Raw genomic sequence first — 26,963 nt, 5'->3', positions numbered from 1 at the left:
ATTGTAGAATTGTAAAAACTGTAGAAATTATACGTACTTACTTTTAGGGGAGTCTCGATGACAATTATCAACGAAAAAGGCGTGAACGTGGCAGTGCTCGGCGCAACTGGCCAAGTTGGTATGGTAATGCGTCGAGTGCTTGACGAGCGCGATTTTCCAATAAAAGATTTACGTTTTATGGCTTCCGCTCATTCTGCTGGCACAGTTTTGCAATATCGTGGCAAAGACGTAGTCGTAGAAGATGTAGAAAAAGCAGATTTGCACGGAATTGACATAGCTATTTTTTCTGCAGGCGGCGGAACTTCAAAAATTTGGGCTCCGAAATTCGCTGAAGCTGGCGCAATTGTAGTAGATAATTCTTCGCAATGGCGTATGCATAACGATGTGCCTTTGGTAGTTGCGGAAGTAAACCCTGAAGATTTAGATACTATTCCAAGAGGAATAGTAGCAAATCCAAATTGCACAACTATGGCTTGCATGCCTGTATTAAAGCCGCTTGCTGATGCTTTTGGATTAAAACGTTTAATTGTTTCGTCTTACCAAGCTGTTTCTGGCGCCGGTCGAGCCGGTGCTTTGCAACTCATGAATGAGGCTCAAGCTGCATTAAACCAAGGAGCAGATAAACTCGTTTTCGACGGTAGTGCAATAGATTTCCCTGAACCTACAAAAGTTGCTTGTACTATTGCTTTTAATGTAGTGCCTTTTATTGGTTCAATAGTTGATGACGGTTCTGAAGAAACTGACGAAGAACAAAAATTGCGCAATGAAAGCCGTAAGATTTTGCATTTGCCAAATCTTGCAGCCTCATGTACTTGTGTGCGCGTAGGTGTTTTCACTGGTCACGGCATGAGTGTAAACGCTGAGTTTGAGCATGATGTAACTCCAGACATGGCTCGCGAAGTATTAAGCAAGGCTGAAGGAGTTGAGCTTAACGATATTCCTACTCCTCAGCTAGCGGCAGGAAAGTCTGCAAGTTATGTTGGTAGAATTAGGCAAGACCAAGCGATCGATGGAAATAAGGGATTGGCACTTTTCATCACTAACGATAATTTGCGAAAAGGTGCTGCACTAAATGCTGTGCAATTGGCTGAAATTATTGCTAAAAAGCGTAATTTCCTAAACTAATTATGGTTATATTGCGCTCGCGATTATGTAAGATTTTGCGTAAACTGGAATTATGTCAATAGCATCTGAAGAAATACAGCAGCAACTCGATCGTATAGTGGCACTTGGGTATCCAGATGTGGCTGATATGAGTGCCGATGCTTTTCGTAAGTTGGCAAATCCTATATTGTGTGCGCTTGAAAATAGTAGTTTAGGTGCGAATATTTTATTGGTTCCTACGCGTGAATTAGTTTCGCCTGAATCGTTGATTTCTCGTACGAGTATTAATCGTATGGCTGGATTCACCACTATGCCTCCGCGAGATATCATAAGTTTTCTTCCCAAAGACGGGTATGAGTTTCCTAAAGGCCCGTTCTATATAGTCGTCGATCCACATACTGGCTCATCGTATTTGAATCGAGAGCCTGATGTCGCTCGTAAGCTTATTGATTCTGATGAACGTTTGCCTCTTACTCTTGAGGAAGGGCTTGCTATTGCAACACAGCATCCAGATTGGCTTGAAAGCAAGAATGGATTTAATTTGCTTGGTTCGCAAAGCGCAGATGGGCGTGTGCCAAGTATATGGATGAGTCAGTGTGCTCCGCGTTTAGGTGCTGTTTGGCCAAATTCTCGTCATACTTGGCTTGGTAATGCATATTGCATGGAAAGATGTGGAGTGTCGTCGCTGAAGTAAGTTAGCGAATTTTGCGCTCATTTAGTAAAATAGTACGAAATATAACGGTAGATAATACAAATAAAGAGAAGTTGAATTTTTATAGTTTCTCATATTGTGAAGGTGCATTGTGGCATATATAACTTTTGATCATGTAGTGAAAGAATACCCATCAGGTTCTGGTGCTGTGCGAGCTTTAGATGATGCCAGTTTTACTGCACAAAGCGGTGAGCTTACAGTAATCTTAGGTGCATCTGGCGCTGGAAAAACTACAGCATTAAATATTTTGGGCGGTATGGATACTGCGACAAGCGGTCGTGTTGTTGTTGGCGATTGCGATGTTACTAAGCTAAAAGGTCGTAATTTGGTTCGCTACCGCAGAGAAGACATTGGTTTTGTTTTTCAATTTTATAATTTAGTTCCAAATTTAACTGCTCTTGAAAACGTAGAGCTAGCTTCGCAAATTTGTGCAGATCATTTTGACCCTGCTCAAACGCTTATTGATGTTGGCTTGAAAGAAAGGCTTCATAATTTCCCAGCGCAACTTTCTGGCGGTGAGCAGCAACGCGTATCTATTGCGCGCGCTCTTGCTAAAAAACCTAAACTATTGCTATGTGACGAGCCTACTGGTGCTTTGGATTATGAAACAGGTAAGGCAGTATTGCAATTATTGCAAGATATTTGCCGAACTGAAGGCATGACAGTGCTGATTATTACTCATAATGCTGCCATTGCTCCGATGGCTCACAAAGTTGTTCGTTTCCGTTCTGGAAAAGTTGTAGACGAAACTGTGCAAGAACATCCTATGGCTATAGCCGATATTGAGTGGTGATTAGGTGGTTGTTATGCGGAAAGTAGCAGCAGTTTCAAAGCAATCTGATAATAAAAATGCCAATAATGGTGGTGAAGTTAAGCGCATGCATTCGTTGCTGCCAATAGTATTTATTAGCGCAATTAGAATGTGGGTTCGCGAATGGCGCCGCTTTTGCGTTCTTGCGGTTATTGCAATGCTTGGCGTTGCTGTTATGACTGGTATTTATGCAGGATGCAACGACATGTTTCTCGCTACTAACGATATGTATGCGAAATTGCATGCTTATGATTTGCAAATCGTATCTACTCTTGGTTTAACTAAAGACGATGTTGCAGCATTACGCGCGTTGCCAAGTGTGAGTGAAGTTGAAGCAGAGCGTTCTTGGAAAGCAACAGCGCACGCAACAGATGATGCAAAGTCTTCATACGCAATGAATTTCGTGCATTATGTAGAATCACAAAAAAATCTTAATCGCTTGCATTTGCTTAAGGGCAACATGCCTAAAAATAATAGTGAAGCTGTTGTAACTCAGCGATTTTTACACGATAGTGGATTGAGCATTGGCAATGTGATAGTAGTCAACGTGCAGCAAAATGCGGGCGTTGGAAGTCTTGGTTCTTCTAATTCAAAGTCTAAAACTTATCGTTTGCGCATAACTGGTAGCGTGCTAGATAGCAACGATTTAAACAATCCTGATGGCTATCAATCTAAAGCATTTCGTAACTCTGTGACGTCTAGATACCCAATATTTACTTCTGCTGCTCCTGATAACGTGACTAGCTTGCCGTATACAGCAATGTCGGTGCGTTTGAATGATGCTCAACGTGTCAATGTTTTTTCTAAAGATTATCGTGGCATTGTTGACGATGCATCTGAACAGATTCAGGAACTCGTGCAATCTAAACGCGAAAAAGCTCGACGTAATCAAATTATCGACAAACAAGTTAATTTAGAATTAAAAAATATTATTGCAAATGATCCTAGGCTTCAGCGCGCTCCAAATTTTGTTAAAGAGCAAGCAAAAAAGCAAATTTGTAAACAAATTAAGTCAGAGATTCAAAAACGTGTTCCTCAAGCTCAATGGCATATATCTACTCGCATAGCTAACGATAGTTATGCAAGTTTGCGTTCTGACGTTGCTTCAATACAGTCACTTGGATACGCTTTCCCAGCGGTATTTCTTGTTGTAGCAATGATGATGAGTTTAACTGCTATGGCTCGTATGGTTGAAGAAGAGCGAGGGCTTATTGGTACATACTTAAGTTTGGGATACGGTCGTTCTACTGCAGTAACAAGACATGCTTTCTTCGCGATATTTGCGTGCTTTGTTGGCGGCGGAATTGGCGATATTATGGGTTTTCTTGCAATCCCTTCACTTTTACTAAAAATCTTGCGTGGTTTATACGCTGTGCCAGACGTTAGGTTGAAGTATGACTGGCTATATGGCTCTTTGTGTGTGCTAGCATTTGTGATTCCTGTTGCAATATGCACAATCGTTGTTAGTTGGCGAGAAACAAAGCAAGTTCCTGCAGCTTTGTTAAGACCAAAAGCTCCAAAAGCTGGTTCTCGCGTTCTTCTTGAAAGGTTGCCTTGGATTTGGAAGCGAATGAGTTTCTTAAATAAGGTTACCGTTCGCAATTTGGCGCGATTTAAAGGCAGATTGTGCATGACTATTGGTGGAGTTGCTGGTTGCACAGCGCTTATTGTTTGCGGTCTTGCTTTGAACGATACTGTTGCGACCTTGGGTATTCGCCAATACGAGGGAATTTATCGATACGATATGATTTCTATCTCGGCTCCAGGATCTTTCCAAAATATGAAGAAAAGCGTTGAGCAAGACAAGTCAAACAATAAAGTAGAAACTATACTTCCGGCTTATGTGGGCTCTGGAGAAATAGCTAAAAGTCAATCAAATAAGTCGAATAGTCGTCATGTTGAGGATGCGGAAAGCGTGCAGTTGATTGTTGTAAAAGACACAAAAGCTTTGTCTCATCTTGTAAATTTGCAGGATGTGAACAATAATTTGCAAACTATTAAACTTACGGATGAAGGTCCGTTGCTTTCTCAAAGCGCTGCTGCATCTCTGGACATTACTCGTGGTAGCGAAATTAATGTGACGAATACTAGTTTTAAACGTGCGAAGGTTAAAGTTAAAGCTATTGTTCGTAATCTTATCGGTTCTAATATTTACATGACTGAATGTTGCTACGAACGCTTATTTAATGGTGAAAACAGTAAGCTTCTGAAACATAATGCGTTAATTTTGCGTTTGCGCGGTAGCGATAATAATAAAATTAAATATGCTGACAAGGTTTCTGAACGTGACGGTGTGCTTGCTGTTATGAATATTACGCGTATGAAGCATGCTTTTAGTTTTGATCTTATGAATGCTGTTGTTGCTTTAATCGTAACTTTGGCTGCTGGCTTAGCTTTAGCTGTGCTTTTTACTCTTGCAAGTACTAATATTTCGGAACGTACTCGCGAAATGGCTACGCTGAAAGTTCTTGGTTTTTATCGTAGAGAAGTTCATTCCTATGTGCATAAAGAAATGCTTACTTTAACTGTTATCGGCATTGCAGTTGGATTGCCATTAGGAAGGCTTATTGCAGGATTGTTGACTAGCGCGCTTCGTATGCCGTCTTTGTATTTTGAAGTTGAAGTAGCTCCTTTAAGCTATTGCATTGCTGGCGTTGCAACACTAATTTTTGCGTTAATTGTGCAATGGGCTACCAACCCAGCTTTGGATCGCATAGATCCAGTAAGCTCACTTAAAAGTGTGGAATAGTTGCGCGAATTGTAGAATGCGTAATGAATAGTTAAGGGTTCCTATAAAATTAGAAATTCGTGGCTATTAAGGAACGGAGTTGTAATAATGAGTGAGACTGTGAATAGTGACATTAATGTAGGTTCTAAACAAACAGAATCTACAGAGACGCACAATAGCACATCTTCTCATAATCAATCTTCTAGCGTATCTGCGCAAGAAAATGCAAGTAGCAATACAAACCAAATGGAGCGTAGTCTTACCAAACGTCATGTGCAATTTATTGCTATTGGCGGCACAATTGGAACAGGTTTGTTCCTTGGTTCTGGAAAATCAATTAGCTTAACAGGTCCGAGTATTGTATTCGTTTACATTATTGTGGGCTTGATTATGTTCCTGCTGATGCGTGGCATTGGTGAGCTAATGTACAAGGATCCAAACCAGCATACTTTTATTAGTTTTATTACGCGTTATCTTGGCAGAGGTTGGGGTAATTTTGCTGGATGGTCGTATTGGTTTGTGCTTGTACTTATTGGTATGAGCGAAATTACGGCAGTTAGTACGTATTGCGTCACATTCTTCCAAACTTTCGATATTGACGTAAGTCATTGGAAATGGCTTATAGAAGTAGTATTTTTAGCGGCTTTAGTGTGCATAAATTTGGTAGCTGTAAAGCTATTTGGGGAAACTGAGTTTTGGTTCTCAATGATTAAAATCACGCTAATTGTTGCTCTTATTGTTACAGCCGTAGTTATGGCTTTAGTTGGTTACCATTACTCTGCAGCTCCTTTGCATGGTGGCGTAATAAGTCCTGCTGGTCACGCTGGATTAGATAATATTTTCAACAATTTTTCGCTTATGCCAAACGGCTGGCTTTCTTTCTTAATGAGCTTCCAAATGGTGTTTTATGCGTACCAGCTTATTGAGTTTGTTGGTGTGACTGTTTCGGAAACTAAGAATCCTCGTCAGGTTTTACCAAAGGCTATTAACGAGATTATTGTGCGCGTACTAGTTTTCTATGTTGGCGCTCTTATAGCGATTATGCTTATTGTGCCGTGGCAACAGTTTAAAGCTACGAATGCGGAAGGCGTATTTATGTCACCATTCATTATGGTGTTCCAATACGCAGGATTGCATTGGGCTTCTGCGCTTGTGTTCTTTGTGGTTATTACAGCTGCTTCTTCTGCGCTTAATTCTTTGCTGTATTCTGCTGGTCGCCACATGTATCAGATTGCGCTTGAGTCACCTTCGCCTCTTTTGGGTAAGTTGCGTAAGGTTTCACGCACGAAGGTTCCTGCTCGCGCGATTTTGTTCTCGTCTGCTTTGATTCTTCTTTCGCCAATTATTAATTCGATCCCTGGCATTCATGGTGCGTTTATTTTGTTTGCTTCGGCTTCTTCTGCAGTGATAATCATGATTTATATTTTGATTATGGTTACGCATCGTAAGTACCGTGAATCTGCTGATTTTATGCCAGACGGTTTCGTTATGCCGCATTATAAGCTTTTGAATTCTATTACTATAGCGTTCTTTGCTTTTGTGTATGTGACTTTGTTTATTAGTGACGATACACGAGCTTCTGCAATTGGTGGACTAGTGTGGCTCGTATTGTTCGGCGGATACTGCGCCTTACATCAGCATTGGCAGAATCGCGATTTAGCTGAAGCTTTGGGGAAGTAGGGTACTTCTTTACTTGATTTCTGTTATGCTTGCTGTGTGCGAATTATTGTTGCAGATTGCAGTGCAGAGTATACAGGTAGGTTAAATGCCACGCTTCCTTTAGCTAAGCGAGTGTTGCTTATTAAAGCAGATGGCAGCGTACTTATTTTTTCTGAGCTTGGTGCGTATAAACCTCTTAATTGGATGGTAGCTCCTTGTACTATGCGTGTTTTACGTAAAGAAGATAGCGGCGAATCCGATGCTGGCATTGTTGTAGATGGCTGTATTTTGCGTGTTGCTGCTGCTAAAAGCGATGATTTGCTTATGATTTCGCTTGAGCATGTTTATAGTGATAATACTTACGATTTGGGTGAGGATCCTGGCTTAGTTAAAGATGGTGTTGAGGATCATTTGCAACGTTACTTGGCTGAGCAGATTGAACGAATCGGCGATGGTGCCACGTTGGTGCGCCGTGAATATCCTACGGCTATCGGCCCAGTGGATATTATGGCTCAGGACGCGGATGGTGTACATGTCGCTATTGAGATTAAGCGGCATGGCGGTATCGACGGCGTTGAGCAACTTACGCGTTATTGTGAGTTGCTGAATAGAGATCCGTTACTTAAGCCGGTTAGAGGTATTTTTGCTGCGCAAACTATTAGTCCACAAGCCCGTGTTTTGGCTGAGGATCGTGGATTTACTTGCTTAATATTGGATTACGATGAAATGCGTGGAGTCGAGTCCAACGATCTTCGTCTGTTCTAAATATGTGTTCTAAATATGTAAAAACCCCTCGGGAAGGAGGGGTTTATTATTTATGAATCGCTAGTTAATTTTGCAACAGTTTGCAAAATTACAAATCTCACGAAGCATAAAGAATATCGACTACAAAGTACAGCGTGGCATTTGCAGGAATAGTTACGTTTCCGCGCGCGTCCTTCTTTTCTTCTTTGCCGTAGCCATCTTCTGGTGGGATTACCAAAAGAACTTGGGAACCAACTTTCTTTCCAGTTAAGCCTTTAGTCCAACCAGGGATTACTCCTCCAGCAAGTTGGAAGTCTGCAGGTATGCCACGAAGCCAAGAAGAATCAAACTGATGAAGTTTGCCGTCTTTATCGGCAGTCCAACCAGTGTAATGAGCGGAAACTGTGTCTTTTGCAGTTACTTTTTTGCCGGTTCCTTCAATCAAAGTCTGAGAAACAAGCTTTCCGTCTGGAACGTAGTTATTTTTATCTAAGGTTGGTGCTCCAGATTTATCAAGAGTTACCTTCGGCAAATTTGCGGGAATATTCGTAACAGCTTTGCCTGTTGCTCTAGTTAGAGATTTTGATCGCGAAACCATTGTAAGAACCATAATATATGAAGGATTTTTGGCTCCTCCGCTTACGCCCAAAGCAATAGTCGTATTAATTTTTTTGCCCTTAATTAAAGCGTAATATGGTCGGCTTGTAGAGTTTTTATTAATGGAAATTGAGCAATCAACTTTGCCTTCTTTCCAAGTATTCATAAGCTCTTTGCCGGTTTTGGAGTCGAACACAATGCCCTGAGAGCATACGCGATCGCCTTCTTTAATTGTTTCTCCGTTGCCTCGTTGCAAAACGGCATAAGTATTTTGCTTTACTTTTACAGGCGTTTTCAGCGTTATTTTAGGCTTTTTGCCCAGCTCTCCCGATGCGCTTACGCCTTCCAGCAACTGCATTCCAGCTTTTTGAGCGTTTTCATCAGTTAAATTGTTATTGTCAGAATTTTCTCCGCATGAAGCAAGCACTACGCACATTGCTACTGCGCTAATAGTTGCGAAAGCGCGAAGTAAAAGAGATTTTTGTCCTAATGTTTTGATTTTTTTCATAGCCTCACATTACCGCTTGACGCTGATTTTTACATCAAAACATGCAAGTAATATTAAAAGACTGTAGAATGGTATCGTTATGACAAATATAGAAGATGCTTCTGATACAGAAGGACGACCAATGCGACGACCAATGCGACGACCAATGCGACGGCTCACTTTGCGCAGTAAAATCATGCGCGGCGTTGTAGCTCCATTTTTTGCTTTGCTTGCAGTATTAAGTGTTGTTCTTGGTGTTGCCAACTCAACATTTTGGAAGCCTAGTAATGTGGTTATTGCGTACGCTAAAGTATCTGGAACTCGTTATATTGTCACTGATCCTGGTGTTTTGAATCTTGTAGATAACAGGGTTCGTATTAGTGTCGCTGCTTTGCATACGCGTAAGCCTATTTGTGTTGCTGTAGGTTTAACGAAAGACGTAAGAGGCTGGGTGGCAGGTTCTCCAGTACAAAGAATTACTGGTTTGCGTGATTGGAATAATCTTTCAGTTTCTGAAGTGTCTGGTAGAACCTCTGTGCAAGCGGGTGACTCTGTGGACATTAAGGATCCTGACGTAAAATTCCAAGAATCTAATTTATGGCCTATAGTTACATGCCAGCTTGGTTTAGCGAAATTGGCAATAAATACTGCAGATTATGTTCAATCTTCTGGTTCTGCGTCATACGATCATGCTGTTGCAAACGGCACAATGTCTAAATCAGGCACTCGCTCTAGTAAGTCAAATAGCTCTGATACTGCTTCTTCTGCACTGCGTTCGCAGGCTGCTAGACGTGTTTTGCTAATTGATTTGGGGGATAATGTACCGGAAGCTTCCATAGAATTGCGGTGGCGTCGTAATCAAATTCCAGATTTTGCAACGCCTTTATATTTTGTAGGAGCACTTTTTGCAGTATTAGCTATACTTTCTGCAACTATTTTTGCAATGGCTCCGCATCGTCGTCGTAATAAGCAATTAATAGCTAGCCGTTCAGGAGCGTTGGCAGTAAAGTCTGCACAGCGTGACGAAGTCACCTTTGCTGAGGCGATTTCTGGAACCATGTCTGGTATTTTTGGTCACAAACGACACAAGAAGGATTCTGGAAGTCACGCAAGGCATGGGGGTCATGCACGTCGTCGCAAAGATTCAATGCAAAGCGGCGACTCAAATGGTATGCAAACTCGAATTGCGTCTGCTTCTACAGCGGTTGCATCTACTGATTCTTTGGCTGAAACTACTGTTATTGCACAAGATGAAATGCTTGCGTTTGCCGCGCGCTTTATGCAGCAACATGACGATAATTCTTATTTAGATGACTTAGGCAATGTTGATGATGAATTTAATGATTTGCACAATCAGGATGCTGCGGCAAACGGGGAAGATTTAGCAAATGCGGAAGATATAGGAAATGCGAAATATTCTGGAAATTCAGCAGAATCAGCAAATTCAGAAAATAAGCAATATAAGCGGAATTCTCAGAATATTAAGACTCCGCGAAATAAGAAAAAATCTTACGCAAGCGCGTCGGATGGCAATAGTCTGAACGATCATAAGGATAAGCATCAGCAGCAAAATAAGTATGCACAGCAGAATAACAAGAGGCGTAACCGTCAGAACGATAGAAACAATGCTAATAATTCTGAAAAGTTTGCAAAGAAACGTTTAGAAACGGTCAAGCCTTCAGATAGTAATAGCAAGATTTCACATGAATCTAGTAAGAAAAAGCTTAATGATCACGAAAACTATCGCAACTCAGAATCAAACAAGCGTCAAAATTCGTCTAAAAATAGCAACGATAAGCAGTCTCGCATAAAACGAAATGGGTTTAGAGGAGACGGTGGTAACGGTCGTTACAGAAAAAATGGGAAAGGCTACCGCGGTAATTCTTCAAGTGAGCGAGGAAATGAATAAAATGCGTAATACTAATGTCGATATTCACCGCGTAAACAGTAAAAATAGAGGCGTATTGCGCAACAACATAGTCACATTAATAGCATGTGTTGTATCAACGGTTATGGTAACTGGATTATCTGCTTGCGATGGGCAGGTGCCGAAACCTGCTGAAGCGCGTAGTAATCAAGAGTTGCCTAATGTGACTATGCTCCAAGAAAAAGATATCCGCTTGGGGTTGCTTCGCACTCTAGAAAAGGCAAATGACGAAAAAGATGTGGATTCATTATCTCAAGCAGTTTCTGGACCTGCTCTCGATATTCGCACGAGCGAGCTTACGATTGCAAACAAAACTGGAAACTTAGATCCTAAGACCACTATTCCGCGTGAAGCCGCGCAAACTATTGTGCCAACTAATTCTGGTTGGCCAAGAGATTTAATGACTATTACAACTACTACTAAAGATCAACAGTCAAAACGTTTGCTGGTTTTACGTCAACAGAGAGCGCGTTCGAATTATAAACTTTGGGCTGTTGCACGCTTATTCCCTGGAGTGCATCTTCCTAAATTTGCTGTGCCAAGTATTGGTTCTTCAATGGGTAAATCTAACGATACTGGTTTGGTGATGACTCCAGATGAAGCGGTAGCTGCGTATGCAGACGTTTTACAAAATGGTGAAAACAGCAAGTACACGAAGCATTTTGCTGACGATTATTTGCGTAAAAAGTTAGTTGAACTTTCTAAAGCAGTGCAAGCTGGAATGGAGCGAAATAAAGGCTCTCAAGAACAAATCTTTACACCAAATCTCAAACAAATAAGCATTATGCGTTCAAGCGATGGAAGCGATTTGGTTGTTGCGCGCATAGATTCTGTGTGGACTCGTAAAGCTGGTGAAGGGCGTGAATCTCGTCCTGCTTCTGATGAAGAAAAAGCATTATTTGGCGATGGTAAAGCAAAAGGTACTATGCGAGTAACTTACGTAAATGTTATTGCTCTAGTAGTTCCTCCAGCTAGTTCTCATATGAAGATTATTCCTGTTGGTGCTGAGCGTCAGCCTATTAAGGTAGAAGCTTTATAAATTTTGTAAGTACAATTTAGTGTGCTTGGAAAAGAGGAAAAATGGTGAGTAGTAAAGCGCAAGGCATGAATCCTGGCGGATTTTCGCTTGCTGGGGCTGTAGATTTAGAAGGCGTAAAGCGTCGCGTAGAAGCTCAAGCTAAGCAAGCTGCTAAAGCTGCATCGGGCTCTACTGGTTCTTCTGCTCCAAAAGCTGGCGGCTATGTAATCGATGTTAATGAGCAGTCTTTTCAGGCGATGGTGCAAACGTCTGTAAGTTTCCCAATTGTTATTTTGCTTTGGCAAGCTAATGACGAGGCCTATTATGATGTGGCACAGAAATTAGCGGATGCTGTTAACGCGCTTGACGGTCGTATGCAGTTAGCTCGTATCGACTCTGATGAAAGCCCAAGTATTGCTCAAGCATTGCAAGCGCAGCAGCTTCCTGCAATTTACGGTTTAATTGGCGGACGTCCTATGCCTATTGCGCAAGGTTTACCTAGCGACGAGGAATTACAGCAGATTTGTGGCACTATTTTGCCGCAATTGGTTCAGGTTGCTGAACGCTCTGGTGTTGCTGGAACTGCTCCTTTTGTGGAATCCTCGGTTGAGAAAAAGTCTGAAATGTCTAAAGACTCAGATCAAGATAGTTCCGGGAATAACTCTGTTGAGAATGTTCCGCCTGCTCATGAGCAAGCTCATTCGCTTGCTATGAAGGGTGATTATGAAGGTGCTGCACGCGAGTATGCAAAAGTAATGGAAGCAGATCCTCATGATGTGCTTGCATCGCGTGAACATGCAAAAGCTTTGTTGCTTTCGCGTAATACTAATACTGATGTTGCTGCGGTTAGAAAGGCTGCTGGCGATAATAAGGATGATTTAGATTCGCAGCTTGCAGTAGCAGATGTAGATATGATTGACGGTCATATTGATGACGCTTTTGGGCGACTGCTTGACTTCCTTGCATCTGGTCATAAGAGTGATGCGGATGCTATTCGTTCTCGTATGCTTGAGTATTTTGCCATACTTCCTGCAGATGATGAGCGTCTTGCGCGCGCTCGTCGCCGTCTTGCAATTCTTCTTTATTGATTATTGCGCGATGACGCTTTTGGGCGACTTATGTAGTATTAAACAAAAAAGCCAAGAACCACAACAATCGTGAGAAATTTGTGTGATTCTTGGCTTTAGTAGCGGGGCATGGATTTGAACCATGGACCTCTGGGTTATGAGCCCAGCGAGCTACCGAGCTGCTCCACCCCGCGTCGGCTACTTTTAGCAGCTCTATCTACGATAGGTGCAAATTTAGATTTGTCAACTTTCGGGCGTGTCTCGCTGTATTTGGTTAGAATTTTACGATTCGTGTACATGAGTGACATAGACATAATAAACATAAACAAGTGTGGAGTATAATAAACACATGCCTATTAAGATTCCTGAAGGATTGCCAGCGCGAAGCATATTAGATGCTGAGCGAATTTTTGCATTGGAACGCCCAGAAGCAGAACAGCAGGATGTTCGACCACTTCGTTTGTTGATTTTGAATCTTATGCCCAAAAAAATCGAGACAGAAACTCAGCTTTTGAGACTCATCTCTAAGTCTCCTTTGCAAGTTGACGTCGATTTTATGAAAACTTCTACGCATGTATCGACACATGTTAGCGCTGATCATTTAGTAAAATTCTATGAAAATCTTGACGCACTTCGTAACAACTATTACGACGGATTCGTTGTGACGGGCGCTCCTGTTGAGCATATGGAATTTGAAGAAGTCGACTACTGGCACGAATTTACGCAAATTCTTGACTGGGCATCAACACACGTTTTCTCAACAATGTATTTGTGCTGGGGCGCAATGGGTGCGCTTTACTATCGATATGGCGTAAAAAAGCATGTTCTCAGCAAAAAAGTTTTTGGCGTGTTCCCGCAATATTTGCAGGATGAGTACTGTTTTCTTACAAATGGTTTTGATGAAATCGCTTTACAACCGCATTCTAGAATAGCGAGTGTTGATGTTGACAGCATTTCTGCAGATCAGCGTTTACAAATTCTTACGTATGGTCCCGAATCTGGTCCGGGATTAGTTGCTACGCGTGATTTTTCTGAAGTTTTTGCGCTAGGACATTGGGAATATGGCAAAATGACTCTTGCGCAGGAATATGAGCGTGACATGTTAAAAGGTTTGAGCAACGTGCCATTCCCTTACAACTATTTCCCTCATGACGATCCAAAATTAGAGCCACTATTTTCTTGGCGCGCGCACGCGAATTTGCTTTGGCGCAACTGGCTTAATTGGGTGTACGAAACTACGCCTTACAATCTTTCTGATATTCCTCATTTAAGAGCTGCTGGAAGGCTTGGAACTGAACGTTCTATAAGGCATGAGCCGGCTTCTCCGCGCTCCGATAATTTTTATCCATTTGACGGCATTAAGTACGGTATGAACAAATAAATTTTGAAGTTGCGTAATTATGTACAAGCAAAGAGTACAATCAGCAATTAGATATATTTTTCGTTTCGTGCCCCGCGCCTTACGAAATATGAAACATATGATCTAGTTGATATATATGCCGCGAGAATGATTGAATTGAGTATGTGAGTGAGCGGCACTGAATTGAGGCGTGTGAACGGATTGCTATAAGGAGGCACTTATGGATGTGATGGTTGATGTTTTACAGAAGACCACGACTGTAGCTTCTACTGTAGCTTCGAATAAACCAGAGCTACCTGATATTAGTGAGTTTTTGCCTCCAGAGATTTTGTTCCAAGGCACTCCATTTGCCATGAACCGAATTGTTATGGTGCGTATTATTATGGCCGTAATCGTTATGATTATTTTTGGCATTGGAGCAGCTCGCGCAAAAGTGGTTCCAGGAAGATTCCAAAGCGTGCTAGAAATTCTAATGGACTTTGTGCGATTTAACATTGTGTACGAAATGATTGGCGAAGAGCGCGGCAAGCGTTATGTGCCAATGATAACAACTCTTTTTATAACAATATTTTTCTTTAATCTTTGCTCAGTTATTCCAGGCTTAAATATGGCTGCAACAGCAACTATTACAGGGCCATTAGTGTTTGCTCTTTGGGTTGTATGCCAATACTTAATAACTGGAATTAGAGAAAAAGGATTCCTAACGTTCTTCCGCGAATCCTTGTTCCCAGCAGGCGTGCCATGGCCAATTTACTTTATTCTTACGCCATTGCAGCTTCTGGAATTGTTGATTGTGCGACCACTTTCGCTTACAATCCGTTTGTTTGCGAATATGATTGCTGGCCATTTGCTGGTGGCCACTTGTCTAGTATTCACCAACTTCTTTGTGGTGGATTCCAGCAATAAACTCCTTGCCTTAGGCGGTGCATTATGGCTGCTTGGTGGCATTCTGTTTACAGTATTCGAAGTAATAGTCGCAGGCTTGCAGGCGTTTATTTTTACCGTTCTTGCATCTGTGTATATTTCGGAAAGTTACCCCGAGAAAGAAGAAAAATCTGCTGTTGCTATTGCATAAATAGGTAAAACTAATTAAAGCTAGTTAAAGCAAACAGATAAAACAGGTTTAATAATCTTAGGGTTTATAACTGGTTACTGTTCCTAAAGAAAGGAAACCAATGAATAGTATCATCGCTCTCGCAGGATTGACGGGCAACCTTAGCATTCTCGGCTTTGCCGTTGCTACTCTTTCCCCTGCTATCGGAATGGCAATGGTTGTATCCAAGGCTATGGAATCCACTGCACGCCAGCCAGAAGTCGGCAACCGTATTCAGTTGTTCATGTTTATTGGCTTGGCATTCATTGAGGTTCTGGGCTTGCTCGGATTCGTTGCCTACATTATGGGAAGCTGAACCGAACGAAACAACTCGTTCCAACGCATACAAGTGTTGAAAGAATAGAAAGGACAAGCCATGGCATATGCAGCCGAAACTAATAAACTGGCGTTGTTCTTGCCGGAGCCTTACGACGTTATATGGTCGCTGGTTGTTTTAGTTGTTCTTGCAGTGTTTTTCTACAAGTTCGTTATGCCTAAATTCCAGGCAATTCTTGATGAGCGTGCAGAAAAAATTGAAGGTGGAATGGCTAAGGCTGCTAATGTTCAGCGTGAAGCAGACGAGTTAAAGAGCCAGATTGAAAACGAACTTTCTCAAGCTCAAACTGATGCTGCAAATACTCGTGAAGAGGCTCGATCGGAAGCTTCAAAAATTATTGGCGAAGCTAGACAACGCGCTGAAAAGGATGCTGCGAAGATTATCAGTGAAGCACAGCATTCTATTGAGGCTCAGCATAAGCATGCCATGTCCAGCCTCCAAGGAGAAGTGTCGGTTCTTGCAGCAGCTTTAGCTGGCAAGATTCTTGCATCCAAATTGGATGACGATACCGTCAGTTCCAAGATTATTGATCATGTGATCGATGAAGTTGGAGACACTAAAAATTCGGATCAAAGCAAGTAAAGTAATGTGCAAAACTGAATAATCGCAAAATAAAATTACGGTTATTTCATTTTGTATTATTTGCGTTACTTCGTTTTTACAGAAACGAGGAGGTAAGAATGCCAGAAAAGGCAGCGCGAGTAAACGATAGTTTGTCGCGTTCTTCGCTTGCTCAGGCCATCTCAGATGCGCACGATGAAGCGCAGCGCATTTCGGACGAGCTTTCGTCAATGATGGACATGATTGATAAGTATCCTGAGCTTTCTGATGCGATTACTGATCCGAATAGGTCTTCGGAAGATAAGTCTCGCCTTATTGACGAGCTTATTGGAGGTAAGGCGCACCCTGTTGTATTGCGCATTATGCATTATCTAGTAGGAACTTGGCACGGAGGTGCCGAAAGCGGTAAAACAGGTAGCTTCGGTGGCGCTTGGTCAGGATTTGAGCGTGAAGCTGGAGAAACATTGGTTACAGTCACTACTGCTCAGCCGCTTACAGATAAGCAAATTAAGCGTTTGATTGAAATCTACAGCGATAAGTTGGGTCATCGTGCATACATTAACCCAATTGTGGATCCAAACGTGCTTGGTGGCATGCGTATACAAATCGGTGATCAAATAACCGATCGCACCATGTTGATGCAGCTTAAGCAGTTGCAGCGTTCTGCGCGAAATGGTGCTTGGACACAGGCAGTGAAGTAGTAAATTAAGGAGAATTATGGCGGAACTATCTATTGATCCCGCCCTGATACGCAAGGCACTCGACGGGTTCGTTGACTCGTATAAGCCTGCAGACATGCCAACGCAAGAAGTTGGCTATGTTGTTACGGCTGGTGACGGCATTGCGCACGTAGCTGGATTGTCCGGCTGCATGGCAAACGAGCTGCTCACATTCGAGAACGATACCTTGGGTCTTGCGTTCAACCTTGATGCACACGAAATCGGCGTTGTTATTCTCGGCGATTTTACAGGCATTGAGGAAGGGCAGGAAGTATACCGCACAGGCGAGGTGTTGTCTGTGCCGGTTGGTGACGCTTATCTTGGTCGTACCGTTGATCCGTTGGGTAATCCAATCGATGGTTTGGGTGCGATTGAGTGCAATGAGCGTCGTATTCTTGAAGCCCAGGCTCCAGACGTTATTCACCGTCATCCAGTCGATGAACCATTGTCTACTGGTTTGAAGGCTATTGACGCAATGACGCCAATAGGTCGTGGTCAGCGCCAGTTGATTATTGGTGATCGTCAAACAGGTAAAACTGCAATCGCAATAGATACGATTATTAACCAGCGGGCTAACTGGGAAACTGGAGATCCAAAGAAACAGGTTCGCTGCATTTATGTAGCAATCGGTCAAAAGGGTTCCACTATTGCTTCAGTGCGTCAAAGCCTTGAAGAAGCAGGAGCTATGAAGTACACCACAATCGTGGCAAGCCCAGCTTCTGATTCTGCAGGTTTTAAATACATTGCACCTTACACTGGTTCTGCAATCGGTCAGCACTGGATGTACAACGGCAAACACGTTTTGATTGTTTTCGATGATTTGTCGAAGCAAGCAGAAGCATACCGTTCAATTTCCTTGCTTTTGCGTCGTCCACCTGGGCGTGAAGCTTACCCAGGCGACGTGTTCTACTTGCATTCTCGTCTGCTTGAACGTTGTGCTAAGCTTTCTGACGATTTGGGTGGCGGTTCTATGACCGGTCTTCCAATTATCGAAACCAAGGCAAACGATGTTTCTGCATACATTCCAACCAACGTGATTTCTATCACCGATGGTCAGATCTTCTTGCAGTCTGATTTGTTCAACGCAGGTCAGCGTCCAGCAGTAGACGTTGGTATTTCCGTGTCTCGTGTTGGTGGCGCAGCTCAGGCTAAGGCTTTGAAGAAAGTCTCCGGCATGTTGAAGATTTCCTTGGCTCGTTACAAGTCTTTGGAATCCTTCGCAATGTTTGCTTCTGATTTGGATGCAGCCTCAAAGGCACAGCTTACTCGCGGTGCTCGTTTGACTGAGCTACTTAAGCAGAAGCAGTTCTCTCCTCGAGCAATGGAGCAAGAAGTTGTTTCTGTGTGGGCTGGTACTCATGGAAAGCTTGACGATATTCCTGTGAAGGATGTGTTGCGTTTCGAAAGCGAATTGTTGGATTACTTGGATAAAGGAACCGACATTTTGCAAGTAATTCGCGATACTGAAGACTTCACTAAGGAAACTGAAGCTAAGCTTGATGCAGCCATTGATGATTTCCGTAGGACGTTTAAGACATCTGCTGGCAAACCTTTGATTGTAAAGGATTCTTTGCCGCCGGCTGAAAACCCTGCTCCTGTTGAGAAGGAACAGCTTGTAGCTAAGCCAAAAGCAGACAGTCGCGAGCCTGAGGGGAAGTAGCGTATGTCCTCCCAACTTGCATTGAAATCGAGAATTATTTCCACACAGTCTTTGGGTAAAATCTTTAAGGCTCAGGAAATGATTGCGTCTTCTCATATCGCTAAAGCGCGAGATATTGCGCTTAATGCTAAGCCTTATAGTGACGCAATTTTCGATGCCGTGCAGGCGTTGGTAGCTCATCACGAAGCAAATATTAAGCATCCTATTTTTGGTAAAGAGCATGCCGGCAATCGCGTAGCAGTTTTGGCTCTTACTTCTGATCGTGGTATGGCAGGTGCGTTTACGTCTTCGATTATTCGTGAGACTGAAGCACTTCTTGCAAAACTCGATGCAGAAGGTAAACATGCAGAACTGTACGTGTACGGTCGACGTGGTGCAACTTACTACAAGTATCGCAATCGCGATGTGGCAGGTACTTGGGAAGGTTCTACTGACCATCCTGACGTTACTATTGCTGAAAAGATTTCCGATACTTTAATGGACGCTTATATGACGCCGGAAGCAGAAGGCGGAGTTTCGGAACTGTATATTGTGTTCACTGAATTTATAAATATGGTGAGGCAAAAAGTTCGTACGTTACGCATGCTGCCAGTTGAGCTGGTTCCTTTGAAGGACGGTGAAGAGTTTTCTATGCATCGTCCTGACTATGAAGCAGCATCTGGTCCTTCAGCAGCGTTGTCGTCTACGAGCGCAGTTTCGGCTCGTGAAGAAGCAGTTAGCCGCAGCAATCCAGAAGCTGTGGAGTATTGCTTCGAACCAAGCCCGGATGAAGTATTGGATGCTGTTTTGCCGAAGTATATTCAGTCTCGTATTCACGAGTGCTTACTTACTTCTGCTGCTTCCGAAACGGCAAGCAGACAGAACGCTATGCATACGGCTACAGATAACGCCCGCAATTTGGTGGATGATTTGACAAGAAAGCTTAATGCTTCTCGTCAGGCATCCATTACTCAAGAACTTACCGAGATTATCGGCAGCGCTGATGCGCTGAATAATGAGGAGGATTAGGAGCATATGGCTGAAAATCAGACCACAGCGCCTCCAGAAGCTGAGCAGGAGGTCGATCCAACAGCTGGTCGCGTAACCCGCGTTCAGGGTTCCGTGATTGACGTTGAATTCCCAGTCGGCTATCTGCCGGATATTTACAATGCTCTCAAAGTCGATATTGCTACCGTTGGTAACACGGAAGGTGATACCGTTCACGAGATCACGCTGGAAGTTGAGCAGCACCTTGGTGATTCGACTGTGCGTGCAGTTGCTTTAAAGCCTACTGACGGTTTGGTTCGTGGTGCTTTAGTGCGAGATACTGGCGGTCCAATCTCTGTACCTGTTGGTGACGTTACTAAGGGTCACGTGTTCGATGTTACAGGCAACATTTTGAATGCTAAGCCTGGCGAGCATATTGAAGTAACTGAGCGTTGGCCAATTCACCGTAACCCACCTGCTTTTGATCAGCTTGAGTCTAAGACTCAGATGTTCGAAACTGGTATTAAGGTTATCGATTTGCTTACCCCTTACGTTCAGGGCGGTAAAATTGGTCTGTTCGGTGGTGCAGGCGTTGGTAAAACTGTGTTGATTCAGGAAATGATTCAGCGCGTTGCACAGAATCACGGTGGTGTGTCTGTGTTTGCTGGCGTTGGCGAACGTACCCGTGAAGGTAACGATTTGATTGGCGAAATGGCTGATGCTGGCGTTTTGGAGAAAACAGCGCTTGTCTTTGGTCAGATGGATGAGCCTCCTGGGACTCGTCTTCGTGTGCCTCTTACCGCTTTGACTATGGCTGAGTACTTCCGCGATGTGCAGAATCAGGATGTGTTGCTGTTCATCGATAACATATTCCGCTTTACTCAGGCTGGTTCTGAGGTGTCCACTTTGCTGGGTCGTATGCCTTCCGCAGTTGGTTACCAGCCAAACTTGGCAGATGAAATGGGTGCATTGCAGGAGCGTATTACTTCTACGCGCGGTCATTCCATTACGTCGCTTCAGGCTATTTATGTGCCTGCAGATGATTACACTGATCCTGCACCTGCAACAACCTTTACGCACTTGGATGCAACTACTGAGCTTTCACGTGATATTGCAGCTAAGGGTATTTACCCAGCTGTGGATCCTTTGACTTCTACTTCTAGAATTTTGGATCCGCGTTACGTTGGTCAGGCTCATTATGATTGCGCAAACCGCGTTAAGGCTATTTTGCAGCGTAACAAGGAGCTTCAGGACATCATCGCTTTGATTGGTATCGATGAGCTTGGTGAGGAAGATAAGACTACTGTGAGCCGCGCTCGTAAGATTGAGCAGTTCCTTGGTCAGAACTTCTATGTGGCTGAAAAGTTCACTGGTCGTCCAGGTTCTTATGTGCCAGCAGACGAAACCATTGAGGCATTCACTCGCATTTGCGATGGTGTTTACGATGAGATTCCTGAGCAGGCATTCTCTGGTATCGGTGGCATTGATGATCTTGAGCGTCGTTGGCACGATATGCAGCAAGAGTTTGGTGCGTGATTATGTCGGAGAAGCAAGTAAAATCGCTGCACGTTAGTGTGGTGGCAGCCAGGCATCCTGTTTGGGAAGGTGACGCCAAGTTCGTGGTTATTCCTTCTGTGAATGGCGCTATGGGCGTGCTTCCTGGACATGAGGCTGTGCTTGCGTTGATTGATCACGGTTTTGTGAAGGTTGACGATTTGAAGGGTGTGCGTCACGTTTTTAAAGTGACAGACGGCTTCTTCTCTGTTGATTCTGATCATATTACTATTGCTGTTGAGCATAGTTGTAACGTTGATAAAGACGGCAACGTGCTGCCTAACGCTAAGGTGATTTAGGCTTACGTATAAGTGAAGTAAGCGAAAAGGCAGGAGTTTGGGTATCCCGAGCTCCTGCCTTTTGTTTTTGGCGCGCGTTGTAAAGTTTCTGACGTTTTTTGGTGTGTAGACGACTTTTTCTTTACTCGCGTGTAAAGTTTCTGCCGTTTTTCTGCTATTTCGCGACTGTTTCTTTACATGACTGTAAAGTTTCTGACGTTTTACAGCCTTAATCCGACCGAAACTTTACGCCGCTGTAAAGTTTCTGCCGCGCAGTGGTGCGAGGTTTGTTATGAGCTTTGGCTTGGTTTCGGTTTGAGCTTTGGTTTGGGTTTAGGCTTTGTTTTGGTTTGAGCCTTGGTTTGAGTTTAGGCTTTGGTTTGGGTTTTGGGATTGTGTTGGCGATAGTAGCAGTATCGCGCTCCAATTTGGAATCATCGTTAATTTTGTTTTCAGAATCGCAGTATGTAGTATTTTTCACTTTTGAAAATAGATGCGTAGTTTCACTTTCAAAACTTTAATATTTTTTCACTTTTGAAAGTGAGTGCCTATTTGTGTTCGCGTTCGCTTGTTTGTTTTCTTGCTTGCGCTCGCGCGAAGGCTCTTTTCTTTATGCATTTTCCGATTGCGTTCTGTTTTTTGTGTTTTGCGGCTTGTGCAAATATCATCTGACTTCGCAAAATTAAAAAATTTTCAAATTTGCGAAGTGGGATTTGCTTAGTTTTAAAGTGCGTAAATCATGTTGCACCGAAACTAGTGGCGTTATGTTGCCGATGCTGGATTCGTCAAATCGCAAAATATGATGCAACAAAAATGTGTTGTAAGCAGAATATGCAGTAATCAAAATGCGTTGCGAATAGTAAAATAGTGCGTAGTTATTTTTGATTTGGGTGCGTGTGTTGGCAGGGAGAAGAAATGATTGATAAAGAAACGCAACGTAGGCGTCAAGAAAATTTGGGTCTTGCAATAGCTTCAGGCAGACTTGAAGGCAATTCGCCTTCAAAAGAGTTTCTTTATGACGCAAATCAATATGCTAAAGGTCTTATAACCAGTGACGAATTTGTTGCTAGAATGCGTTCTAGATATGGCGTAATGGATTAAGTTATTGGGTTGTGTGCGTCGTGGAAACAGTTTTTGACCCTTATCTTATTCCTCASACAAGGGTATTGAAGAACAAATCTAATATAAATAATCAGATTGAATTAGATAAATATGAGAACGATGCTGTTCTCACAAGATGTTCTATTTTGTACGAAAATTTGCCGCATGCTGAAGGAACTGTTAAGCAATTGCAGTGGATTCATCATTATCTTTTCCAGGATGTTTACGATTGGGCTGGTCAGATTCGCACTATTGACATGTCTAAAGGCGGTGGCGAGCCGTTTCATCCGCTTGAATATATGGGCGTTGGGATTCGCTACTGTGAGCAAACGCTTAAAAATGATAATTTATTGCAAGGTTTATCTATTGACGAGTTTATTAGTAAGCTAAGCGTAAATTACAATAATTTTAATGTTTTACACCCATTTCGTGAGGGCAATGGTAGAACGCAACGCGTTTTTTGGGATATAGTTGCGCGAGATGCTGGATACCATTTCGATTGGGGATTAATAACGCAGCGTGTTAACGACGAAGCTTCGATCCAGGCTAAAGATACTAACAAGACAAAGCTTCTTGAGGGCATGTTCCACATTATTACAAAGCCTTTGAATATTGAGCTTTTAGCTCAACAGCAGTTTGCTCATCTTGTTGAAGAAGAATACGAATACGCGCCGAATGTGGCTAGTGTTTTGCAAGATAAGGATTACGCTGCGTATAAAACGCGTTATGGTATAGATTGAATCTAGCAATTATGTATCGCTATAGTGTGCAATCTAAACTTGCAAAAATACAAAGTTTGAGTTATCAATAACTTAAACTCACGAAAAAGAAAAGTTTAGATCATGAATAACTTAAACTTGTAAAAGGTGGATTTTGTTGCGACTTCTGCTTGCGAAAAGCTTTATATTCAAGTAACTGAAAGCATGATGGATGAGTCTATGCGCGAGCGAGAGTTAAAGCCGCTTCGGAAGATTCAGAATAATTATGAAAAGCTGGTTATTACTTTGAGTAAGGCTTTAGATGATGATTACGACGGCATTCGTGTTGAAAACATTGTTGATTGGTTGCTTAAGTAGCGTTGTTTATTTGTTTCTTAGCTAGTTGTTATGGGTATTCATTAAAACGCGTAAATCGTGCTACGCAGAAACGAGTTGCGTTATGTTGCCAGTGCCGTAAATATTTCTATAATGCGTTTTTGCAAAAATTTTGGTATAGATGAATATTTTTTGCACGCTATGCCTTCATTTTGCCAGAATGTAGGTATAGGCGAATGTTTTTGTGTGCTATGCTGCTATTTTTTAAAAATGTCGGTATAGAATGAGACTGTCTGTAAACTATGTCGACATTTTGCTGTTTTTGTTGTTTTGTTGCGGATTTTGACGAGTAACAGAGAGTTTTGACTTAGGGATTGAAGCAAGCGATGTTTAGGAATGTTGTTGCGATTGAGCGCGCGCTTGGAACGGGGATTATTATTTCCAGTAGCAAGCCGATTCCGCAGGGTGTTGAGCAGCGGATTCACGCTTTTGTTGAAGAGTATGAGCGCACTCTTTCGCGCTTTCGTGAAGATTCGCTTGTTTCGCGTATGGCTTGTGCGGAGCATGGCGGCGATTTTGAGTTTCCGTCGTGGGCTGGGTCGCTTTTTGCAATTTACGACGAGTTTTACGATGCCACTCGCGGAGCTTTCGACGCTTGTATTGGCGCGGATCTGCTTGCGCTTGGCTACGATAATTCTGTGCAATTCGTTCCGGAATCTACTGTTAGCGCGAGCGAGAATAGTGGCAGTGTCAGCGGCAGCTGGAGCAAATATCGCCGCGCTTTGCCAGTTAAGTGGGCAGATATTTCTCGAGATGACAGCGGCACAACGCTTCACACAAATCAGCCAGTGCAGCTTGATTTTGGGGCAGCTGGGAAGGGTTATTTTGTAGATCTTGTAACGAATATTCTTAAAGACGAGCTTGGTGACGATTCGCTTTCGGATTGCGATTTTTTGGTAAATGCCGGCGGTGATATGCGCGCTTGCTTTAGCGATGAAGATTACCAAATAAAAGTTGCGCTGGAAAATCCTTTTGATACAACGCAAGCAGTTGGAGTGGCATCAATTGCAAGCGGAGCGTTGTGTGCTTCGTCTGCTGCAAGAAAGCGTTGGAAAGTAAAAGACGCAAATTGCCTTGCAGACAATGCTTTTGAGTCTAATTTAATTGCGACTCACTTAATCAACGCTTTAGATGGAACTCCTGCGCAAAAACTTTCTGCAAGCTGGGCGTATATTCCTGCTAAAACTTGCGCTTTTCCAACTGCTTATGCCGACGCGCTCGCAACTGCGCTTTTTGTTTCGCAAGAAAACGATTTGCAAAAAATTGTGCAAACTGCCGGCGCTGAGTTTKTTGTAATCTCGCCAAATTATGCGCTTCGCAAAACGGCCGCCTTTCCAGCGTATTTTTTTGCTGCATAATCGCAAAARGATTGATAATTATCGTTATCAATATCATTTTTGTAATATTTGCGTGTTTTTTGCGTAGAACTATATCAATCTACATGATATGTCGATATTATGTACCTGTGGGGCCTTTGTAATGGCAAGTTTTAGTTGGGTGCGCTCAATTTGGGGTAGAGCGCGTAGATATGCAGAAATGCGTTAACGCAAAAGGCGTAAAACGCGTGAGAAGTGCGGAATCGCAAGAAGACGCGGAAGAACGCGAGGAGATGTTATGCGCGCGTATGTAAAAGTGCGCCGAATTATTCGTGACTCGGCTGCACTGATTCTGGCTGTGTGCATGTTGGTAGGTTGCATAGTGAGTTCGTTCGCTACAACTATTCCAGCTTTTGCAACAGATGCGGATCGTTCATATACTAGCTGGACAGAAGTTTCTAAAGCAATTAATAAAGAATTGCTACAAGGTCAATCAGAATACAATAGTGGCAATAATTCTGGAGCTGCAACTCGATTTGAAGCAGCATACAATTCCGTTTATGTTGCTTCTAACATGATTACGGTTGTGCGAGATGCAATCGGGCAGAATAAAGTTCAGGCACAAACTGATCAATTCCAGCAGCTACAAACGCTTGTATACCAGCAAAATCAAGGTTCACAAATAAGTGCTGTTTCGACGGCTCTTTCAGTGGATGTTGCACAAACTGCATCTAGTCTCGATGCCAACTTAAAAGTGGATAAGCCAAATGTTTATGCACAAAAGTTGCGTGCGCAAATTAAAGCAGAGCGCAAAAAGCTTGATGCTGCAAAAAAGAAAAACCTCGGGCGCAATGGTCGTACGTGGGGTCAAGTTGCTCGAGAAATGAACGTTATTCTCGACAAGTCTGTTGCAAAATACAAGTCTGCAAAAGGTAATAAAACTCAAGTAGCATCTGCAGTTGATTTAATTAACGAAGCCTATTACCAGTATTACGAAAAGCTTGGTTTCGAGAAGAACGTGATGAATGCAATAAGCGGAAGTCGCGTTTCGACTGTCGAGTATCAATTCAAAGAGTGCCGCCAAACAATGAACAACGGCGGAACTATTGAGCAAGCTAAAAAGTTCGTAACGGATCTTAAAGCGATGCTTATTGAAGACGCAGCAAAATTAGACAAAGGCGCATCTTCAAGCGCAAATCCATTTATGCAATTCATAACTAGCTCATTCGGTCAGGCTTTCGTAATTTTGCTTCGTGAAGGTTTGGAAGCGTTGCTAGTTGTTGCAGCAATTATTGCTTACCTTGTTAAATCCGGTCACAAGAATATGGTGAAGTATATTTACCTAGGTATTGCGGCTGGAATTGTGGCATCTCTTGCTGTAGCTGCACTATTCGGCTTGCTATTTAATGGTTCTGGTCCGCAGCAGGAGATTACAGAAGGCGTTGTTGCATTGTTCGCAATGCTTATGCTGCTTTACACGAGTAATTGGATGATTTCTAGATCTTCAGTGCAAGCATGGAATAAGTATATTAGTGAGCAAACAACGGCAGCAGTTTCTAAGGGAAGTTTGGTTTCTTTAGTGTTATTGAGTTTCCTTGCGGTGTTCCGCGAAGGTGCTGAAACTGTAATCTTCTATCAAGCAATCTTTGCAGTTTCAAACGGAGCTGACTCTATGATTTGGGGAGGCTTCATTTCCGCTGCTGCAGTTCTTGTAGTGATATTCTTGCTGATTCGTTTCGCATCTGTGCGCATACCAATTCGCCCATTCTTTACTGGAACAAGCGCTCTTATGTCTGTTCTCGTAGTAATTTTTGCGGGCGGTGGCGTGCACGCGTTAATCGAGGGCGATGCTCTCGAAGGAATGTATATTCAAGGCTTGCCAACTAACGATTGGCTTGGGTTCTATCCGTATGTTGAGACGATTGTTGCTCAAATTGTGGCAGCAATTGTTGTGATTTCACTGCTTTGCGTATCTATTGCGCGAAGTCGTGGGAAACGCGCGATAGAAAATAAATAAGCAAAACAACAAATAACCAACTAATAAATAATTAATAAACAACCAATAACAAC

Annotated in this window: 24 protein-coding genes and 1 tRNA gene; 23 read left to right on the top strand and 2 right to left on the bottom strand. The window is 42.8% G+C overall.

Annotated elements, in window-relative coordinates:
• Window positions 1–57: 57 nt before the first annotated feature.
• The 6 genes from A5294_RS01620 to nucS all read left to right on the top strand — a co-directional run bounded on the left by A5294_RS01620 (window position 58) and on the right by nucS (window position 7,779).
• Entirely contained in the window at window positions 58–1,125 is a 1,068-nt protein-coding gene (locus A5294_RS01620; RefSeq protein WP_012913747.1) for an aspartate-semialdehyde dehydrogenase, read from the top strand.
• Window positions 1,126–1,177: 52 nt separating this feature from the next.
• On the top strand, window positions 1,178–1,798 hold the full coding sequence (locus A5294_RS01615; RefSeq protein WP_004105772.1) for a DUF5701 family protein: 621 nt from the start codon (window positions 1,178–1,180) through the stop codon (window positions 1,796–1,798).
• A 109-nt stretch (window positions 1,799–1,907) separates the two neighbouring features.
• Window positions 1,908–2,609: an ABC transporter ATP-binding protein gene (locus A5294_RS01610; protein ID WP_004105770.1), complete on the top strand. Its 702-nt coding sequence runs from the start codon at window positions 1,908–1,910 to the stop codon at window positions 2,607–2,609.
• Between the two features lie 85 nt (window positions 2,610–2,694).
• Window positions 2,695–5,376 (top strand): ABC transporter permease, encoded by a 2,682-nt coding sequence (locus A5294_RS01605; protein ID WP_231880169.1) that lies wholly within the window; start codon window positions 2,695–2,697, stop codon window positions 5,374–5,376.
• Between the two features lie 225 nt (window positions 5,377–5,601).
• Window positions 5,602–7,035: an amino acid permease gene (locus A5294_RS01600; RefSeq protein WP_100066591.1), complete on the top strand. Its 1,434-nt coding sequence runs from the start codon at window positions 5,602–5,604 to the stop codon at window positions 7,033–7,035.
• Window positions 7,036–7,071: 36 nt separating this feature from the next.
• Complete coding sequence (nucS, locus tag A5294_RS01595) at window positions 7,072–7,779, top strand: endonuclease NucS (protein WP_004105764.1); 708 nt, start codon at window positions 7,072–7,074, stop codon at window positions 7,777–7,779.
• Window positions 7,780–7,876: 97 nt separating this feature from the next.
• Here the strand turns inward: nucS and A5294_RS01590 are convergent, their stop codons facing one another.
• Window positions 7,877–8,863, bottom strand: coding sequence for an FKBP-type peptidyl-prolyl cis-trans isomerase (locus A5294_RS01590; RefSeq protein ID WP_064340281.1), 987 nt, complete (start codon window positions 8,861–8,863; stop codon window positions 7,877–7,879).
• A gap of 79 nt (window positions 8,864–8,942) precedes the next feature.
• Here A5294_RS01590 and A5294_RS01585 point away from each other — a divergent pair, with 79 nt between their 5' ends.
• The 3 genes from A5294_RS01585 to A5294_RS01575 are packed head-to-tail and all read left to right on the top strand — an operon-like array spanning window position 8,943 to window position 12,875.
• A complete protein-coding gene (locus A5294_RS01585) occupies window positions 8,943–10,751 on the top strand; it encodes a hypothetical protein (protein WP_064340280.1) in 1,809 nt (602 codons plus the stop codon).
• Window positions 10,744–11,808 (top strand): hypothetical protein, encoded by a 1,065-nt coding sequence (locus A5294_RS01580; protein WP_082851861.1) that lies wholly within the window; start codon window positions 10,744–10,746, stop codon window positions 11,806–11,808. The genes A5294_RS01585 and A5294_RS01580 overlap by 8 nt, the downstream gene beginning before the upstream one ends.
• Window positions 11,809–11,849: 41 nt before the next feature.
• Window positions 11,850–12,875 carry a tetratricopeptide repeat protein gene (locus tag A5294_RS01575; RefSeq protein ID WP_004574175.1) on the top strand — a complete coding sequence of 342 codons (1,026 nt, stop codon included), beginning with the start codon at window positions 11,850–11,852 and terminating at the stop codon, window positions 12,873–12,875.
• Between the two features lie 99 nt (window positions 12,876–12,974).
• Here the strand turns inward: A5294_RS01575 and A5294_RS01570 are convergent.
• Window positions 12,975–13,048: transfer RNA gene (locus tag A5294_RS01570), tRNA-Met, on the bottom strand.
• Window positions 13,049–13,203: 155 nt separating this feature from the next.
• On the opposite strand from A5294_RS01570, the gene metA reads away from it, so the two are divergent.
• The 14 genes from metA to A5294_RS01500 all read left to right on the top strand — a co-directional run bounded on the left by metA (window position 13,204) and on the right by A5294_RS01500 (window position 26,910).
• The gene (gene metA / locus A5294_RS01565) at window positions 13,204–14,235 is read left to right on the top strand and encodes a homoserine O-succinyltransferase (protein WP_032842366.1); all 1,032 of its coding nucleotides are present in this window, start codon (window positions 13,204–13,206) and stop codon (window positions 14,233–14,235) included.
• Window positions 14,236–14,434: 199 nt separating this feature from the next.
• Window positions 14,435–15,289, top strand: coding sequence for a F0F1 ATP synthase subunit A (gene atpB, locus A5294_RS01560; RefSeq protein WP_004105753.1), 855 nt, complete (start codon window positions 14,435–14,437; stop codon window positions 15,287–15,289).
• 100 nt (window positions 15,290–15,389) lie between these two features.
• Entirely contained in the window at window positions 15,390–15,623 is a 234-nt protein-coding gene (atpE, locus tag A5294_RS01555) for an ATP synthase F0 subunit C (protein WP_004105752.1), read from the top strand.
• A 60-nt stretch (window positions 15,624–15,683) separates the two neighbouring features.
• Entirely contained in the window at window positions 15,684–16,226 is a 543-nt protein-coding gene (locus tag A5294_RS01550; RefSeq protein ID WP_004105751.1) for a F0F1 ATP synthase subunit B, read from the top strand.
• A gap of 98 nt (window positions 16,227–16,324) precedes the next feature.
• Window positions 16,325–16,906, top strand: coding sequence for a F0F1 ATP synthase subunit delta (locus A5294_RS01545; protein ID WP_004105743.1), 582 nt, complete (start codon window positions 16,325–16,327; stop codon window positions 16,904–16,906).
• A 16-nt stretch (window positions 16,907–16,922) separates the two neighbouring features.
• Window positions 16,923–18,584: a F0F1 ATP synthase subunit alpha gene (gene atpA, locus A5294_RS01540; protein WP_032842365.1), complete on the top strand. Its 1,662-nt coding sequence runs from the start codon at window positions 16,923–16,925 to the stop codon at window positions 18,582–18,584.
• A 3-nt stretch (window positions 18,585–18,587) separates the two neighbouring features.
• The gene (locus A5294_RS01535) at window positions 18,588–19,592 is read left to right on the top strand and encodes a F0F1 ATP synthase subunit gamma (protein WP_004574170.1); all 1,005 of its coding nucleotides are present in this window, start codon (window positions 18,588–18,590) and stop codon (window positions 19,590–19,592) included.
• Window positions 19,593–19,598: 6 nt separating this feature from the next.
• Window positions 19,599–21,086, top strand: coding sequence for a F0F1 ATP synthase subunit beta (gene atpD, locus A5294_RS01530; protein WP_004105740.1), 1,488 nt, complete (start codon window positions 19,599–19,601; stop codon window positions 21,084–21,086).
• A 2-nt stretch (window positions 21,087–21,088) separates the two neighbouring features.
• Window positions 21,089–21,403 carry a F0F1 ATP synthase subunit epsilon gene (locus A5294_RS01525; protein ID WP_032835331.1) on the top strand — a complete coding sequence of 105 codons (315 nt, stop codon included), beginning with the start codon at window positions 21,089–21,091 and terminating at the stop codon, window positions 21,401–21,403.
• 894 nt (window positions 21,404–22,297) lie between these two features.
• Window positions 22,298–22,483: an antitoxin VbhA family protein gene (locus tag A5294_RS01520; protein WP_004105736.1), complete on the top strand. Its 186-nt coding sequence runs from the start codon at window positions 22,298–22,300 to the stop codon at window positions 22,481–22,483.
• A 20-nt stretch (window positions 22,484–22,503) separates the two neighbouring features.
• The gene (locus A5294_RS01515) at window positions 22,504–23,223 is read left to right on the top strand and encodes a Fic family protein (RefSeq protein WP_064340279.1); all 720 of its coding nucleotides are present in this window, start codon (window positions 22,504–22,506) and stop codon (window positions 23,221–23,223) included.
• Window positions 23,224–23,349: 126 nt separating this feature from the next.
• The gene (locus A5294_RS01510; protein WP_004574165.1) at window positions 23,350–23,559 is read left to right on the top strand and encodes an ATP-binding protein; all 210 of its coding nucleotides are present in this window, start codon (window positions 23,350–23,352) and stop codon (window positions 23,557–23,559) included.
• A 344-nt stretch (window positions 23,560–23,903) separates the two neighbouring features.
• Window positions 23,904–24,935: an FAD:protein FMN transferase gene (locus tag A5294_RS01505; protein WP_064340278.1), complete on the top strand. Its 1,032-nt coding sequence runs from the start codon at window positions 23,904–23,906 to the stop codon at window positions 24,933–24,935.
• 256 nt (window positions 24,936–25,191) lie between these two features.
• Window positions 25,192–26,910 carry an FTR1 family protein gene (locus A5294_RS01500; RefSeq protein ID WP_064340277.1) on the top strand — a complete coding sequence of 573 codons (1,719 nt, stop codon included), beginning with the start codon at window positions 25,192–25,194 and terminating at the stop codon, window positions 26,908–26,910.
• Window positions 26,911–26,963: the final 53 nt, after the last annotated feature.

It is taken from the genome of Gardnerella sp. 30-4 (assembly GCF_001641215.1).
Taxonomy (GTDB): domain Bacteria; phylum Actinomycetota; class Actinomycetes; order Actinomycetales; family Bifidobacteriaceae; genus Bifidobacterium; species Bifidobacterium leopoldii.
Note: the sequence above shows the minus strand (reverse complement) of the source record. Positions and strands in the feature narration are given on the sequence as shown.